The following is a 15122-nucleotide window of genomic DNA, read 5'->3' on the forward strand; positions in this document are numbered from 1 at the left end:
TATGGAAAAGGCGCCGATCGTCGGCACTCCGGCCGGAGCAACGTGCGCAAGCCCCCGCATAGACGCGCAGAGACTGCCTGCAACGCGGCGCTAGGCGGCACGGAGCCGCCTAGCGAAGGGGCCGCTAACGAGAGGTCGTCTGATTTGTGTCGTGTCGCGCTACTTGCGTGCTATTCACCCCGAGGTCCTTCAACGTCTGCTGATCAAGCTGGCCGTTGGCTTGCAGATGGTTCATCTCCTGCATGTGCCGAATGGCCTCCCGGGTTTTGTGGCCCCAATGTCCGTCGACTGAGCCGGCATCAAACCCGTCCTTGTTGAGCGCCATCTGTACGTTCTTGATCTGAGCTTTGGATAGGCTGCGCGGAGCGATCGGTCCGTTGTTCATCGCCTGCTGTGGGCCCGCCCTGTCCTGCTGAGAGTTGTTGGTCTGCGGCGCTTTCTGGTTCTGCTGACTGACCGTCGCATTCTGCTGAGCCGGCGCTGGCTTCTGAGGCGGTGAGTTCGTGGCGGCGAAAGCGGGCACTGTCATCGCAGCACTAGCGAGAAGAGCTATTGCGAACTTGTTCATGAGACACTTTCCTTTTGGCTTGAGAGAGTTCTAGCACTCTCCAGAACCAATGCACTTCCATTCGGGACGTTTCCGCCGTACGGCCTATCTGCGGATTAATTCGTGGCAAGGATCAGAGCGTCGACTTCGTGGGCCCATCGCGCTCTGAAGGCTGGTCAAGCAAAGACCCGGTCAGCTCTGGTCGGATCAACCTTCCAATTGGCCGCTCATGACGTCACCGAAGAGTTTCCAGGTTTGGCCCTCGAACTTCATCAACTGAAGCTGTTCTATGGGCGCAAAATCGGTTGGCGAAGTGTTGATCGCGATACCGGGAAGCAAGAGCCCCGGCTCATAGTTCGTCAGATGGGCTGCCTGCGTCATGACATTTTCACGCGTAAGGTCATCGCCGCATTGTTGCAGGACCTGTATCATCGTGCGCACTACAGCGTATCCGTAGATGAAGTTTGCGTCGGTCTTGTCGCTTCCTGGCATGTGTTTGTCCATAAACTCGTTCCAGGCGACCATGTCTGGTGCACTCTTCCACTGAGCATCGCTCGGGTCTTTCGCGTAATTGGCGGAAACGATGCCCTGTGCGTGGTCGAAGCCGGCGGGTTTAAGCACGCTCCCAACGGATGCCGAGACATTGTTGAGAATATGGAGCGGCTTCCACCCGATGTCGGACACTTTCACGATGGCTTGCGCTGCGAATTTCGGCGTCGCAACATTGAAGAAGACGTCTGCTCCGGTAGCTTGCAGCCGGACGATCTCTGAATCAACGACCGGCTCCGTTGTTTGATAGGCCTGCTCTCCGACGACCATTGCACCGGCCTTCGAGCCCAGGCCGTCCTTTAGGCCCTTGACGTAGTCCTTGCCATAGTCATCGTCCTGATAAAGGATTGCAATCTTTCCGGTCGGTTTCTCCTTCAGAACGTACTTGGCGTAGATCCGGCCCTCGGCTTGGTAACTAGGCTGCCAACCCATCGTCCATGGAAAGTGTTTTGGATCATTCCATTTGGTTGCGCCGGTTGCGACGAACAATTGCGGCACTTTCTTTTGGTTCATGTAGCTGTGAATTGCGCTGTTGGTCGGCGTTCCTAAAGAGTTGAATAGCAGTAGAACGTTGTCGTCTTCGACCAGTTTTCGTGCCTGCTCAAAGGTCTTTGGCGGACTGTACCCATCGTCATAAGAAATGAAAGAGATCCTTCTGCCATTCACCCCACCCTGATCGTTGATCATCTTGAAGTAGGCATCTTCGATCTTGCCGATCGCTGCGTAAGCGGACACCGGGCCACTATAGGGCATGATGTTGCCGATCTTAATCTCAGAATCGGAGGCTCCTGGACCATATTGCTTTTTCGATGTTCCTGCGGCTCTTGCTCCGGTTGAAGCTGTAAGGGAAAGCAGTCCAAGTGCCCCACCGATCTTTAGGATTTCCCGTCGTTCGAAGCCTCTCCTAGTCCGATCTCCAGGCATTTGCATTCTCCCTTGAATGACGAAACGCTCCAGTCGTGAGATCCGCTACGGTCAAACCCTCTTGTTGATGAAGCGGCGCACGCACTCAGCCAGATAGTCATTGTGCACCTAGCAAGGTCCGGAGAAAGGGCCTGAAGTCGCTGCTCATGAGACAAATATGGTGCGGCACCGTACCGGCTAAATCCCTGTGATGTGCCACCTGCTTCAGCCGCGCAAGCGCGCGGTCTGATTGGGTGCCAGTGCTCGCAACTGAGCGATGCCTCTCCCAGAAACCCGGCACGTCCTTCGTTCTGACATGCTCAAGGAGATGCTCAAGATGCTCGGAGAATGGATTGGTGACCATGCAAGAATCATCTTTCGTGGCAGGTTGCTATTCGCGCCTTTGATCTTCTTATTCGGCCTAGCGATCATTCGTCTCTTCGGACGCAAGGCGTTTTGGGAAGCAAACCTCTGTCAATATCGTATTCGCGATTGTCGTCGACTCGAACCAGATGCTCAAAGCTAGATAACCCAATCGGAGCGAAATGGGACAAGCCCTGCGCGACGCGCTCTAATCTGATCTATGCGTTTTCCTGATGCTGAAGAAGCAGCACGCCACCCGTTTCCGTCAATTGTCGAACGCCCGGGAATTCAGGATTGGGCGCTCAAGGGCCGGCGCTCGCGCCAGCAAGTCGGTCTGTGCTGGAGCCCGAGTTCCTCGGCTCACATATTGCAACCGACAGAACTTTCAGACGTTGGGCACCTGATTTGCCGGAGACCCCGACTCGTCGCTGACTCCGCAGGCGCCCCGCTCACTAGCAGAATACCACGAGGCAATGACTCGAGCGATCGTCAACATTGTCGATCTTTGCGTCCGTCGCTGGCGAACCACCGTCATTTTAGGCGCGCTGCTGTTAATTGCATGCACCCTTTACGCGATGGCGCGGTTCTCCATAAACACCGACGTCCAAACCCTGGTGTCGCAAAGCCTCCCATGGCATCAGCGCCAGCTGAAGCTTTCGAAGGCCTTTCCGCAAAGGGGCATATCGGTCGTCGTGACAGCCTCTACGCCCGAAAGCGCTGAAGTCGCCACCGACGAGCTTGCACAAAGGCTGCAGAAAAATCCGGAGTTGTTTTACCGCGTCTCGCAGCCCGACAGCGGCGAGTTCTTCGAGCGCAATGGCCTGTTGCTCGACTCGACTGCAGATGCGCAACGGACAGCGAGCGGACTGGCTCGTGCAAGGCCGTTCCTGCAGGCGCTCGCGACCGATCCAACCGTGCGCGGCGCAGCGAGCCTGCTCGGGTCAGCCGCTCAAGCCGTCGCAGCTGGTCGGCTGAATATCGATCAACTCGGCTGGCCGCTTGCGCTCACGAGGAAGCTTCTTGACGACATCATTGCCGGCAAGCCAGCCTTCTTCTCGTGGAAACAGCTGCTGCAAGGCCACGCGTTTGCTGATCACCAACCACGACATTTCGTCGAGGTCGCTGCGAAGCTCGATTTCAATGCGCTTCAACCCGGGCGTTCCGCGACTGACGGAATCCGGAAGGCGGCCTCGGATCTCGGATTGAAGGAACGCTTTGGGGCCGAGATAAGCCTCACGGGCGAGGTTCCGATGAATGATGACCAGTTCTCGGTGATCCGCTCAAGCGCGGTGCGCGACACCCTTACAGCTCTGTTTGGCGTATTGGTCATCCTTTGGCTTGCGCTCCGTTCCTTCAGGCTCATTGCCGCGGTGTTCTTCAGCTTGGCGGTCGGGCTCGCCGCAACCGCCGCCCTCGGCCTCCTCATGGTCGGCTCATTCAACCTGATCTCGATTGCGTTCTTCGTGCTTTTCGTTGGGCTTGGCGTCGACTTCGGCATTCAGTTCAGCGTACGCTATCGGACCGAGCGGCACGAGGTCGACAACCTTCGCCATGCGCTGCGGTGCGCCGCCCACAAGGCCGGAGCGCCGCTGGCGCTCGCGGCAGCAGCCACGGCGATCGGTTTTTTCGCTTTCCTGCCGACCGACTATCGAGGGCTATCCGAGCTTGGCCTGATCGCCGGATGTGGCATGTTGATCGCGTTTGTGTGCAGCATCACCTTGGTGCCTGCTATGCTCAGCGCCATGAATCCGGCTGGCGAGCCTGAACCGGTGGGGTTCAAATGGCTCGCGCCCGTCGATATCTTTCTACAACGCCACCGCTTCGTCGTCATTGCCGGCACCATGCTTGTCGTCCTGGCTGGAACGCCGCTGCTGTTTCATCTCCCATTTGATTTCAACCCAGTCGATCTTCAGAATCCGAGTTCTCCGTCGGTCGCGACGTATCGAAAATTGCAATCGGAGCCGGAGACCAACGGCAATGATGCAGAGGTGCTGGCGCCATCGCAACAGCAGGCTGAGGCGATTGCGAAGCGGCTCTCGTCCCTGCCGGAGGTCGGCCGCGTGGTGAGCCTCACGAGCCTCGTTCCCTCAGATCAGGAGCAGAAGCTGGCTTCGCTTCGCTTGGCCGACCGCTCGATTGGGCCCGTACTTAGCCCGCCCGGCAAGAAATCTGCACCGACGGACGATGAGATCATCGAGGCGCTGCGCAACACCGCCAGGGCGCTCTCGAAGGCAACGGCCGGCGCGGACGGCGATGTCGCGAACGATGCACGCACCGTTGCCTCGCAGCTGAACCAGCTGGCAAGTGCCTCGCCAGACGTTCGTCAGAAGGCGAAATCCGCCTTAATCCCGTCGTTGAGTTTCGATCTGGAGCGCCTGCGCAAGAGCCTCTCATCGCAACCAATCACGCTGGAAAGCCTGCCTGCCGGGCTGGTCCGCGACTGGCAGTTGCCGGACGGGCGCGCCCGCGTCCAGGCTCTCGCCAAAGGGGATGCCAACGACGTCAACGTCCTGCGAAGATTTGCCGAGGCGGTGCTCGCAGCCGAACCAACCGCCGCGGGAGCGGCAATCAGCTACTACGAGTCGGCCCGGACGGTGACGAGGGCTTTCGTGGAGGCAGGTATCATGGCGCTCGTCGCAATCGCCATCCTGCTCGCGATTGCCTTGCGTCGCGTTACGGACGTCCTGCTGACGCTCATCCCGCTGCTTGTGGCCGGCGCGCTCACCCTGGAGCTTTCGGTGCTGCTTGGTCCGCAGCTCAATTTTGCCGACATCGTCGCACTTCCGCTGCTACTCGGCGTGGGAGTGGCTTTCAAAATCTACTACATCATGGCTTGGCGCGCCGGCAAAACCGGCCTGCTGCAGTCGACGTTGACGCGAGCCGTGGTGTTCAGCGCCCTGACGAATGCGGCTGCGTTCGGCAGCATGTGGGCTTCCAACTACCCCGGCATGTCGAGCATGGGCAAATTGATGGCGCTGGCGCTCGCGTGCACCATGGGCGCGGCGGTGCTGTTTCAGCCCGTACTTATGGGGCAGCCACGCCAGATCAAGCCTCATACTGAGGTGCCGCCTGCGCGAGGCGGCCGAATAGCTTAAGCATCTCATCGCCGGGCGAGCTGAGAGATGTCGGCAATGGATAACTTGACCCTGCGGGTTTGACCTGCGCGGTCGACGGTCAACTCGATCTGTTCGCCAATCCCCTCATCGTCAAGCATTGAGGTCAATTCCTCCATGCTGTGGACCGGCTTGCCGTTCGCTTCGGTGATGACGTCCCTGACCAGTCCGTCCTCGCTCACACCTTCAATTCCGGCCTGAGCGGCCGGAGAGCCGGGTAGTGTTCGGAGGATGATCACTCCGTCAATTCCGAGGCTTGTGGTTTCCTCCTGCTTTGCCGCCACGATACCGATCCCCGCCAGCGGGACATGTCCGTTGCGAATCAACTCGGCTGCAACCTGGTTCACGACGTCAACGGGGATGGCGAACCCAATTCCAGCCGAGGCACCTGAGCCGGAGAGAATCGCACTGTTCACTCCGATCAGCCGACCCGCACTGTCGAGCAGCGCACCGCCGGAATTTCCCGGATTTATGGGTGCGTCGGTCTGTATCATCCCCTTGACCTCGCGCGCAGTGACCGACGGCAGTCTGCGACCGAGCGCACTCACGATCCCGGAGGTCAAAGTCTGGTCGAGACCATACGGGTTCCCGATCGCGAACGTGCTCTGACCGACCTGCAGATCGGCCGAACGGCCAACTGCGATGGGATGCAGGGGCGAACTAGGCCGCTCCAGTTGAAGAACGGCGAGATCGTAATTTGGCGCCGCACCCACCACATGCGCTGCGACGAATTCGCCGGAGGTCAGACGAACTCCGATCTGTGCGGTGCCATTGATGACGTGATTGTTCGTGATCACGTGTCCGGCAACGTCCCATATAACGCCCGAACCAGACTGGACTACGCTTTCCTGTTCGTCGGAGAGCACCGATGCGCTGGGCGTGCCACGCGCGAACACATGTACGACGGACGGGGACACGGCTTTAAACAGGCGGACCGTCGTCTGCTCGCTTGCAGCGAGGTCGGCCCGAGGTGTGACAGCACGCGGAGCTGAAGCGGAAAACCACAACGCCGACACATAGGGCTGCAACACCCAGAGGGTTGCCAAGGCCAGCAACCAGACGATAGCGAAACGCAGGAAACGAACGGGCACCCTGACGCCTCCTTTGCCGGCATCTTAATCTCAGGGCACCATGATCGTTCCTCGCGGACGTTCAGAACGGGCGCCGCCTCGGCCTCGCCGGAAGCGGGTTACTTCTGCGTGCCGGAATTGTTGGAAGTCGATGTCCCAGAACCCGAATTGCCAGGCGTCGCGCCATTCGCGCCCGATCCCACGGTCCCCGTGTTTGAACTGCCTGTCGTCATGCTTCGAAGACGGACATACCATGCGGACCGATGGTCATGACCACCGGATTTCCATCCTTCGATTTCGCCTGCACCACGAAGGACTCGGCCACGACCTTAACATCACTAAAACCTGCACTTTGCAGATCCTTCCTGATGCTCTCGATCGCCGCTTTGTTCTGCATACTGCCATTGCTCCGATCGGTGTCGCTCGGGCTCTTCTGGTCGTTGGCGGCCGAAGCCGCATCGAACTGTGAGCTATTGGCCGGCGCCGCGGTTTGAGCAGACGCTGGGATCGCAAGGCAAGTGAACAGCGCCTGCAGCGAAGAGTGTTCTCATCAGACTTCTCCTGGATTGTTCTTGGGCCCTTAGGGCCACAGAAGAAAGAAGCGTGCTGGAGGACCGATCGTTCCTGCGACGTCCAAAGGAGATCTCGCTCGCCCCGTCAAATTGCGGCCCTGCTGATAGGAACGCTTGCTTGCTCCGCGGCTTCTTGCTCCGAGGAGAACTGGACATGACTTATCCAAACGACAACCGGCCCGTGACCAACATAAACCGACGGAGCAACTGGGGAGGCTGGGCAGCCTTGGCCGTCTGCGTGATCTTGGTCGTTGCGGCAGCGGTCTATTATTCCGGCCGGCACAATACGACCGCATCGAGCCAAAGCACTTCGCCGGCAACGACGACCACCGGATCGGCCACGGGCAGTCCGGCGGCACCCAAAAAATAACAGGTCGAGCCCATAAATCAGTTGCGTTGCTGCGCCGCGTCGGGGTCGCAACGGCGATTACAGTCTGTTATTCGGCGAACGGTATGACCCCCAATGAGGGCGGAAGGTTGACCCCGGCGAGCAATGGCGAAGCCTTTGACCCGATCGCCATAAGTACATCGGACGTGGGGTCAATGTTGTCAGCCGAGGTCGAACTTTCGCGCTTATTCACAGACCAAGTCCGCAGACCAGAGCTTGGATCTGTCAAAGACTTCTGCCACAAAGCCCAGAAGACTTTATGTGCGAACTTTAGATTCACGTGACTAGAACCCCTCAGCCTTCCGCCGGGCTCGGTATTTTCGCTTGTCCTCGGCCCCCTTCGACACCTTCTTCCCATGGGCCTCCCGGATGTAAGCGTTGACCCGCTTCAGGCCCAGTTCGGCGATTTTGGCTTCGAAGTCTGATTTGTCACAGCTGCCCGAATCAAGGCGTAGGGACCATCTTCAGAGGTGCTGCATCAGGCCACAGGGCGGGAAGACGCCGCTTTTGACGGAGGTAGGCCTGATCTCCACCAATGTCATCGCTCGGCGCGATCACTTGACCAGCGAGCGAGAGAGTTCTCTCACTTCCGGGCTGCACGAAAGTCATCTAGGTGCTGGATATTGGAGCCGTAGGCAGCCTCGTTCTTCAGAGGATTGTAGATCCGACCTTGGCACCAGTTGCAGATATTTCATCCTGCCCCGCGGCATGGAACTCGCCTTGCAAAGAGCCTGGACAGCGTAGGCTCGGAAGCAGCCGAATCGTCTGAAATGATTCGGTAAGAGCGTCATCGATAATCACGCTTCGTGAGCTGCTGTGTAAAGGCCCCCACAATTTGCCCCAGCAATTGAGCAGGATCCAAGGGAGCCGCGTCGAACGTTTCATCTACGACGCGGAGCCTTCCGTTCACGATATACGCGAACTTCCCACCAGAGTGGGGGTCACGCTTGCTTAGATCTACGAAAAGGCGGTCTCCTGCTTCAAAACCTCGGTGACTGTAATCTAAGGGAATGACGACAAGCGCACCAACCTCGGAACCGATCAGACTACTTGCAAGGCCCTTTGGCAGCTGCCAGATACGTTGGGCCTCGGAAGGCTGATAATTCGATTCTGTAGCAAGATGCCGGGCGCTCACCTCGGGAATGTTGTCGCCCTCGATACCTCAGCCCCGCCCATTGTCGCTCGCGAAGAAGCCGCCGCAGCCCGACCGTATCCTGTTCACCATCGTCGTCTGCGAGTCTCCGCAGTTCACGGATATCGAGGCTTTCCCAATCTTGCGAAGACGCCAAAGATTCGTCGACAAGCGGACCAAGCCCAGAATGAGCGCGGCCACTCAATAACCACTCCGGCGACACGCCATATGCGGCCGCGTAAACAAGCGCATTTCGCATACTAACGAGATTCGAGCCTGTCTCATGTGCAATCAAAGTCGACTGAACGAACCCGAAGTAGTCCGCCGCCGCTCGCACTGATTCGAATCCCCTAACCAGGCGAGCTACACGCCCATCACCCTGTCCGAGACCTCGAAGATCGGTTACGGGCGCCGCTACAATCAGTTCGTCCGAGCTGTCAAGCGTCGGATCGCGATCAGGACCGGACAGGACAAAGCCGAGGTTCAGATCACGCCAGCCGACCTCGTTGACTTCGTGATCGCGAAGAAAGGAGATTACGCGCCGAATTCCTGGCGTTTGGTCCGCGCCAGCCTCGTTTGGTCGCTCGAAGAGATGGCTCTGCGTAGCCGCGGCCCACGCCTTCGGCCTCATCTAGTCTGGCGCGCTCGGCAGGATCGAAGCTAAACAGAACTCCAATCACTCTATCGTTATTGCCGCAGGCAAATGCGTTGCACTTCCCGGACTTGTCCGTGCTGCGCCTATGGAAGCGAAGCGCATGACCCGGCAAGGTAGCAATGCCCGAGCGGCTTGCAGCTCGGCATGCGCTCGCGCAGCCCGGCGGTTGACATGTTGGACCTGTAGGCAAAATAGACATGGCTCCGGAGCCCCGGTTTCTGTTTCCTTCAGCGGCTCGATTGGCGGATCACCCGGCTTTAGGATAGTGCGCAGCGGAACTGTATTCGGATTTTCCGCCTTCGCGAGTGATGATGGGCTCGTAGCACTTTATCTACCGCCAATAAAAAAAGAGGTCGTTCATGCTTCGACCGTGCTGGTGCGATCGCCGTCGCAAAGTGTGTCGGGCGCACTTGGCAACATGATCGGGATCAGTGAAAGGGGGGCGACTACTCTCCGGGCCCGCTTCCGTTTGCCTCGGCGCAAAGAGCGTACAGAACTGCGGCCAAGGCGGCGGCAACTTCACGAGAAGGCACAGAGCCCGTTGCCAGCATCTTTCTCCTGACAAGGTCGATGCACGCGACAGCGTTAGCTACCTCCGTCTGCTCTGCGACCTCCCGTAATCGGTCCATTTCTGCAGGGTCGATCCGTCTTGCGTTGCCATACCAAATATCCTTTGCTCGATTGAAGGACAATCCCAGCCGTCTTGAAGCGCGTAGGATCGCCGCCTTGACGCTGTCGCCGACAGGCCTTGGCTCGGCGCAGCGATGCACTAAATTCCGTGCTTCATCGATAGGTGAATCGCAAGACGAGCGAGATAACGACGGGGGCGACGGTTTAATCGCCCCATGGTGAGTCGAGTGCATCTGTTCATACATGTTCCTTATTCTTCTCTTTCCTGCGGGGCCCCTGCTTCGGCATTGGTCTCCTCGGCTGTTTCTTTAATCCACTCGCCGGCTCCGACGTGGGCTTCGGCGGCATGCTGTGCCATAAAGCCGTAAAGGCGGCGATCGCGGATCGCGCTAACGACTTTTTCCAGATACTCAGCCGCTTCCGCAGCTGACAGGGCGTATTCAATGGCAGCAGTCGTATCGAAAGGTGGTGGGTCGCTCGATTTGGGGTTGGGTTTCGCTCGAAACTCAAGTGAAACGGTTACGATCATAAAATCGTCTGGATGGGGCATGGGCCGTTTTTTTCTTTCAGCCATGTTGTCTCCTTGAGGTTGTTGACCGCGAAGGTCGTCAGGAGCGGAGCGGGCATAGCTCCCCCGTTCCCCGGCAAGGTGCATTGGGTTGCTCACGGATTGATTATTTGATAGAAAAAATATTAACTCGGCTGAAGATGAAAATCAATAGAAATTCTATCAATGAGGCAGAAATGATTTCCGTTCGTCAGCTGAAGGCCGCACGCGTACTACTGGCGTGGTCGCAGGGGGATTTGGCTCAAGCCTCGGGAATATCCGAGCCGACAATTGCTCGTCTTGAATCGACTGATGGACCTGTTCGGGGGAGGCCAGATACGGCCGCGGCCTTGGTCGGCGCCCTCGTGAAGGCCGGCGTCGAGTTCATCCCGGAGAACGGGGGAGGAGCTGGGGTGAGACTACGAAAAAGGAAGCGTTAGGCTCGGCGCCTCCTCATGGCGCTTAACGCGCTGAAAGCAGCGCGAAAGCAGGCATCTCCAGAGGTCCAAGACGGGCCACGAGCAGTCGTTCCAGCGGGTATGTGCGTCCTTGTCGTCGAACGGCTTCCTCCGTTTCTAGCCTTAGCGGCGAGACAAGCTCTCAAGCCGACCGGAGGATAGACTGGATCGCCCGCATCGCGGGCAGATACGTGCCCCAGGAGCGCGAGATCCGGATGCTGCAGCGGGCCGGCGTGTCGACGGCGTCCGTGGACCTCCTGTTGACCAGGATGCGGGCGAAGGTCTGGCTTCTATCCCCGAATTTACCGCCATAAAAAAGAGGGGTTCCCCCTCAAACAAAACTTGTGCGACCTTACGCGAGAGCAAGCGCACGACCCCGCGTGGATCAACCCGCTGGCGATCGCGCACCCGGTGATAGGAAAGCGATATCGGCGTCTATGTCGATGAACTTGCCGAGAGCCTGGCTAATGTGCAGGACCCGGGACCCGAGCGCCAGCTGTGGGCTCTGGACGTGCCGCTTGGATCAAGCTTCGCCGTCATCGCTCCTTCGCCGTCATCGCTAGATTGATGAGGGTGTTGATGAACGCGCAGCGCATGGAGACGCCGGAGGCGAAAGCGGAGCTGGATCGAGATGTCGCCGTTCTGGGGTTCCTTCTTAATGACGACACCGCCGGGCGCGCCTGATCCGCACCAACATTGCAAACAGCAATGCCCGCCATCTGGCGGGCCTTTGTTTCCTTGGGGAGGAGCGCGATTGCGCTTTGCCGCTTTTCCCCACGCCCAAAACCTTGAAACCGGCATAAATTCGCGTAGATTCATCGCTGCGGATCCGTCATTCAATATGAGAAGAAAGAGTCTGACGAATGAGCCAAGGAACTTGGCGCGTCCGACCGAGCGAGATCACGCGCGCAATCCGATCCGTTCGGTCTTCCGGTCTTCCGGTCCGCAATATTGAGATTACTGCTGACGGCACCGTCCGCATCTACGTTGGCGACCTGCCTGGTGATGACCGGCACCAGCACGCCGACGACGCGCAGGCGGAGACGGCCTGATCCATGTCCCGCCGCCCCCTTACCCTTGCCGATCTGCACCTGTTCGAGACAGACGAACGGATCGGTGAGGCTGTGTTGGGACCTGAAAGAAAGGGCGAATTTCCGAAACTCGCTACCTTGCTCGAGCGGGACGGAATGCCGAAGATCAACCCGCTTTGGGGCGGGCGTTATGTGCCGGCGGTTAAGGCCTTCCTCGACGCGGACAACGGCTTGTCCACTTTGGCACCCACAAAACCCGACGGCTTAGAGGGAACATGGACACCAGGCAGAAGCGCCCGCAAAGTCCGGGCCTGAAATGGCGCGTCCGAAAGGACGGCGACATACCCTATTGGTTTGCAGATGCCGCCGCAGTCAAGGCGGGCTATCCTGTCAAGAGTGCGAACCTCGCGAACCTTGCTGAGAACCCGGAGCAGCTGATCGCCCGCGCGCAGCGGCTCCAGGCGGAGATGCTGCGCTGGATGTCAGGCGATCGCGGGCCGGCTACGCGGTTCGACGGCACATTCAAGTCGCTGTTGGAGATCTACGAAACCGACTCCGAGAGCACTTTCCGGAAGGTGAAGCCACACACGGCGATAAGTTACGGTACCTATCTTCGGAAGATGACCGCCCACATCGGTCCCCGCCGCATCGATGAATGCGACGGAAGGGACGTCAATCGATGGTTCAAGCAGTGGAAGGAATCCTCCGGGCTCGGCGCTGCTCGCATGGCGCTTGCCGTGCTCAAGGCAGCGATCGCGTTCGGGGTCGTTTGCCGAACGAAGGGTTGTGCCGACTTTCAGACCATCCTTAGGGCGATGGAGTTTGAGGCCCTTCCCAGCCGTACCTGGGCGCCTACTGCCGGCCAGGTGCTTGCCATCAGGAAGGCAGCGCACGCCGCTGGCAGGCCGCTTGCGGCCCTCTGTTATGCCATCCAGTTCGAGACAACGCTGAGGCAGTGGGATGTGATCGGCCAATGGGTCGAGCTAGACGACGCGCGGCCGTCCGCCGTGCTTGCTTACGGTAAGAAGTGGGTCGGGCCGACCTGGGCGGCGATCGACAACAACCTGATCATGGCGAAGGTCAAACCGACCAAGACCGAGCAGACGACCGAGGTCACGGTTTCTTTCGATCTGTCGGTCTGCCCGATGGTCTGCGACGAATTGGACCAGATCCCAACGGAGAAGCGCGTCGGGCCGCTTGTGATCAATACCGCCACCGGCCTGCCCTATATCAGGCAAAGCTGGCGCAATGCCTGGGCGGCGGACTTCAAGGCAGCGGGGCTTCCGAAGGGTATGTGGAATCGGGACCTGCGAGCGGGCGGCATCACCGAGGGCGGCAAGGCTGGAGCGTCTAAGGATGACCGCCGGAAGCTGGCAGGCCACGCCAAGGAAGAGACGACGGAAATCTACGATCGCGACCAGGTCGAAGCGCACCGGCGGGTGATGCTGGCACGCAAGACCTACCGCGAAAAGAACGTGCAGTAAACAGACGGTCCCGAGAGCTGGGACCGACCAGGACCGGATGCATTTGAGATCAATTGGTTAGGACTCGTTATTATTAACGAGGCTTTAAAGGAACCTGCGCTAGGCTCGCCCCAAGTATCTTCTCCGAGTTGCGTACGCCTCCATGACCAAGTCGCTGTTTCCCGGATTCGACGGGCTGATGAGCCTCTCCCGTCGCGAAGGCGTCGATGTTCGGCCGACGCTGCTGCGCGTGCTGACCGACCTCTATGTCCAGACCCGCGTCCATAGCGATGACGAACAGCGTCAGTTCATCGAGCTTGCGACGCGGCTGATCGACCAGGTCGACGATGCGACGCGCGCGGCCATCAAGGCGAAGCTCGCCATCTATCCGCAGACGCCCGTCCCGGTGCTGCAGAAGCTCGGGCTGGTCGCGGCCCAGGAAGGCCGCAGGGTGCCGCTGGCGCGCGAAATCCCCGCGACCGCGCCGGCCCCGTCCCAGGCCAGCACGCCGACCGAGGCCGAGCAGCGCATGGCCGCGAACATGGCGATGCAGCCGAAGGACGCCGCCGAGATCCACGACATGTTCTTCCGCGCGACCGCCTCCGAGCGCGCGCTGATCCTGCACAATCTGGCGCAGACGCCGCTGAAGGCAGCACCGCGGATTCCGACCGTGCGCGCCAAGCGCGCGATCCAGATCCTGGAGATGGCGGCGATCGCAGGCGACGTCGATAGTTTCACGCTCGAGCTCGGCGACAGCCTGATCCTGCCCTCGCGCGTCGCGGCACAGATCGTCGACGATGCCGGCGGCGAAGCGCTTGCGGTCGCCGCGCGCGCGCTCGACATGCCGAGCCCGAACTTCCAGCGCATCCTCTTGTTCTTCAAGCCGGAGATCGGAAATTCCGTGAACGAGGTGTACCGGCTGTCGCGGCTCTACGATCGCCTCGACGACCGCTCGGCGCTGGTGATGCTGGCGGCCTGGCGCGGCTCGACGCTCGCCGTCACGCGAGCCAAGCACCAGTCCTCGCTGCATGACGGCGAACGCCATCGCGCCCGCGCCGGCGCCAGCCAGACGCGGCCGGGCGTGCAGCCGGGCTCCGCGCCTGCGATGCGGACGGGTACCGGCGGATCGTCGGAGGGCTGATTTGCCCGCACCTGCCTCGGGGCGGCCGACGCTGGGTATTGGGCACGCAACGTGCCCAAGCTCGTCATTGCGAGCGCAGCGAAGCAATCCAGAGCCCCTCCCCGGAAAGATTCTGGATTGCTTCCGCCTTCGCGCAAGCTTCGGCGGACAAGCCGCTGCGCTCGCAATGACCGTTGGCGTTACGTCTTCGCCAATTCCAGGAAATGCCGCCCCGCGCGGTCCTCGGTCTCGACGATCCATGCATCCGGATCGAAGCGGAGCTCCTTGGTCAGGCGCTCCTCGATCGCGTGCTCCGGCAGCGGCTGCGGCGCGACCGGCACGAAGAAGCGGTCAACCGGGCGGCCGTCGTCATAAGATGTCTGCGGCGCCGGCACGTAGAGCATCGCGTTGCCGTCGAGCAGCGACACCTTCACGAACACCGCGCCCGCCTCCTCGGCGCCGCGGCGGCGCACCGCCCCGAACACGCCCTCGGTCTGACACCGGCGCAAATACGCCGCGACCCATATGTTGGATTTCAAACGCATGGAAAGGACGATAGGCCAGTGCCGCCAACAGCACCA

Annotated in this window: 11 protein-coding genes; 5 read left to right on the forward strand and 6 right to left on the reverse strand. The window is 59.8% G+C overall.

From position 1 onward, the window contains the following. Positions 1-124: 124 nt before the first annotated feature. A complete protein-coding gene (locus tag ACRQ5Q_RS29440) occupies positions 125-568 on the reverse strand; it encodes a peptidoglycan-binding domain-containing protein (protein WP_439393444.1) in 444 nt (147 codons plus the stop codon). A 186-nt stretch (positions 569-754) separates the two neighbouring features. Then, entirely contained in the window at positions 755-2020 is a 1266-nt protein-coding gene (locus tag ACRQ5Q_RS29445; RefSeq protein ID WP_439393446.1) for an ABC transporter substrate-binding protein, read from the reverse strand. A gap of 815 nt (positions 2021-2835) precedes the next feature. Between ACRQ5Q_RS29445 and ACRQ5Q_RS29450 the strand changes: the two genes are divergently transcribed. After that, on the forward strand, positions 2836-5457 hold the full coding sequence (locus ACRQ5Q_RS29450) for an MMPL family transporter (RefSeq protein ID WP_439393448.1): 2622 nt from the start codon (positions 2836-2838) through the stop codon (positions 5455-5457). A 5-nt stretch (positions 5458-5462) separates the two neighbouring features. On the opposite strand, the gene ACRQ5Q_RS29455 is transcribed toward ACRQ5Q_RS29450, so the two are convergent. The 3 genes from ACRQ5Q_RS29455 to ACRQ5Q_RS29465 form a co-directional block, all read right to left on the reverse strand. Continuing rightward, positions 5463-6566 carry a S1C family serine protease gene (locus tag ACRQ5Q_RS29455; RefSeq protein ID WP_439393450.1) on the reverse strand — a complete coding sequence of 368 codons (1104 nt, stop codon included), beginning with the start codon at positions 6564-6566 and terminating at the stop codon, positions 5463-5465. Between the two features lie 208 nt (positions 6567-6774). Further along, positions 6775-6942, reverse strand: a complete 168-nt coding sequence (locus ACRQ5Q_RS29460; protein ID WP_439393452.1) for a hypothetical protein — start codon at positions 6940-6942, stop codon at positions 6775-6777. Positions 6943-10172: 3230 nt separating this feature from the next. Then, complete coding sequence (locus tag ACRQ5Q_RS29465) at positions 10173-10496, reverse strand: hypothetical protein (RefSeq protein ID WP_439393454.1); 324 nt, start codon at positions 10494-10496, stop codon at positions 10173-10175. 170 nt (positions 10497-10666) lie between these two features. On the opposite strand from ACRQ5Q_RS29465, the gene ACRQ5Q_RS29470 reads away from it, so the two are divergent. The 4 genes from ACRQ5Q_RS29470 (at position 10667) to ACRQ5Q_RS29485 (ending at position 14562) form a co-directional block, all read left to right on the forward strand. After that, positions 10667-10909, forward strand: coding sequence for a helix-turn-helix domain-containing protein (locus tag ACRQ5Q_RS29470; protein ID WP_439399902.1), 243 nt, complete (start codon positions 10667-10669; stop codon positions 10907-10909). 1073 nt (positions 10910-11982) lie between these two features. Further along, on the forward strand, positions 11983-12273 hold the full coding sequence (locus ACRQ5Q_RS29475) for a hypothetical protein (protein WP_439393456.1): 291 nt from the start codon (positions 11983-11985) through the stop codon (positions 12271-12273). Next, the gene (locus ACRQ5Q_RS29480; protein ID WP_439393458.1) at positions 12234-13442 is read left to right on the forward strand and encodes an integrase; all 1209 of its coding nucleotides are present in this window, start codon (positions 12234-12236) and stop codon (positions 13440-13442) included. Before ACRQ5Q_RS29475 ends, ACRQ5Q_RS29480 begins: the two co-directional genes overlap by 40 nt. A gap of 142 nt (positions 13443-13584) precedes the next feature. Further along, positions 13585-14562, forward strand: a complete 978-nt coding sequence (locus tag ACRQ5Q_RS29485; protein WP_439393460.1) for a DUF2336 domain-containing protein — start codon at positions 13585-13587, stop codon at positions 14560-14562. Between the two features lie 179 nt (positions 14563-14741). Here the strand turns inward: ACRQ5Q_RS29485 and ACRQ5Q_RS29490 are convergent, their stop codons facing one another. Beyond that, on the reverse strand, positions 14742-15086 hold the full coding sequence (locus tag ACRQ5Q_RS29490) for a DUF1491 family protein (protein ID WP_439374301.1): 345 nt from the start codon (positions 15084-15086) through the stop codon (positions 14742-14744). Between the last annotated feature and the right edge of the window lie 36 nt (positions 15087-15122).

Origin of the sequence: Bradyrhizobium sp. PMVTL-01 (assembly GCF_051861855.1) — a bacterium.
GTDB lineage: Bacteria > Pseudomonadota > Alphaproteobacteria > Rhizobiales > Xanthobacteraceae > Bradyrhizobium.

Bases quoted from the DNA above. Each gene is read 5' to 3' on its own strand.
- ACRQ5Q_RS29440 (WP_439393444.1), bottom strand. From the start codon at position 568: ATGAACAAGTTCGCAATAGCTCTTCTCGCTAGTGCTGCGATGACAGTG.
- ACRQ5Q_RS29450 (WP_439393448.1), top strand. From the start codon at position 2,836: ATGACTCGAGCGATCGTCAACATTGTCGATCTTTGCGTCCGTCGCTGG.
- ACRQ5Q_RS29485 (WP_439393460.1), top strand. From the start codon at position 13,585: ATGACCAAGTCGCTGTTTCCCGGATTCGACGGGCTGATGAGCCTCTCC.
- ACRQ5Q_RS29480 (WP_439393458.1), top strand. From the start codon at position 12,234: ATGGACACCAGGCAGAAGCGCCCGCAAAGTCCGGGCCTGAAATGGCGC.
- ACRQ5Q_RS29460 (WP_439393452.1), bottom strand. From the start codon at position 6,942: ATGCAGAACAAAGCGGCGATCGAGAGCATCAGGAAGGATCTGCAAAGT.
- ACRQ5Q_RS29490 (WP_439374301.1), bottom strand. From the start codon at position 15,086: ATGCGTTTGAAATCCAACATATGGGTCGCGGCGTATTTGCGCCGGTGT.
- ACRQ5Q_RS29475 (WP_439393456.1), top strand. From the start codon at position 11,983: ATGTCCCGCCGCCCCCTTACCCTTGCCGATCTGCACCTGTTCGAGACA.
- ACRQ5Q_RS29470 (WP_439399902.1), top strand. From the start codon at position 10,667: ATGATTTCCGTTCGTCAGCTGAAGGCCGCACGCGTACTACTGGCGTGG.
- ACRQ5Q_RS29445 (WP_439393446.1), bottom strand. From the start codon at position 2,020: ATGCCTGGAGATCGGACTAGGAGAGGCTTCGAACGACGGGAAATCCTA.
- ACRQ5Q_RS29465 (WP_439393454.1), bottom strand. From the start codon at position 10,496: ATGGCTGAAAGAAAAAAACGGCCCATGCCCCATCCAGACGATTTTATG.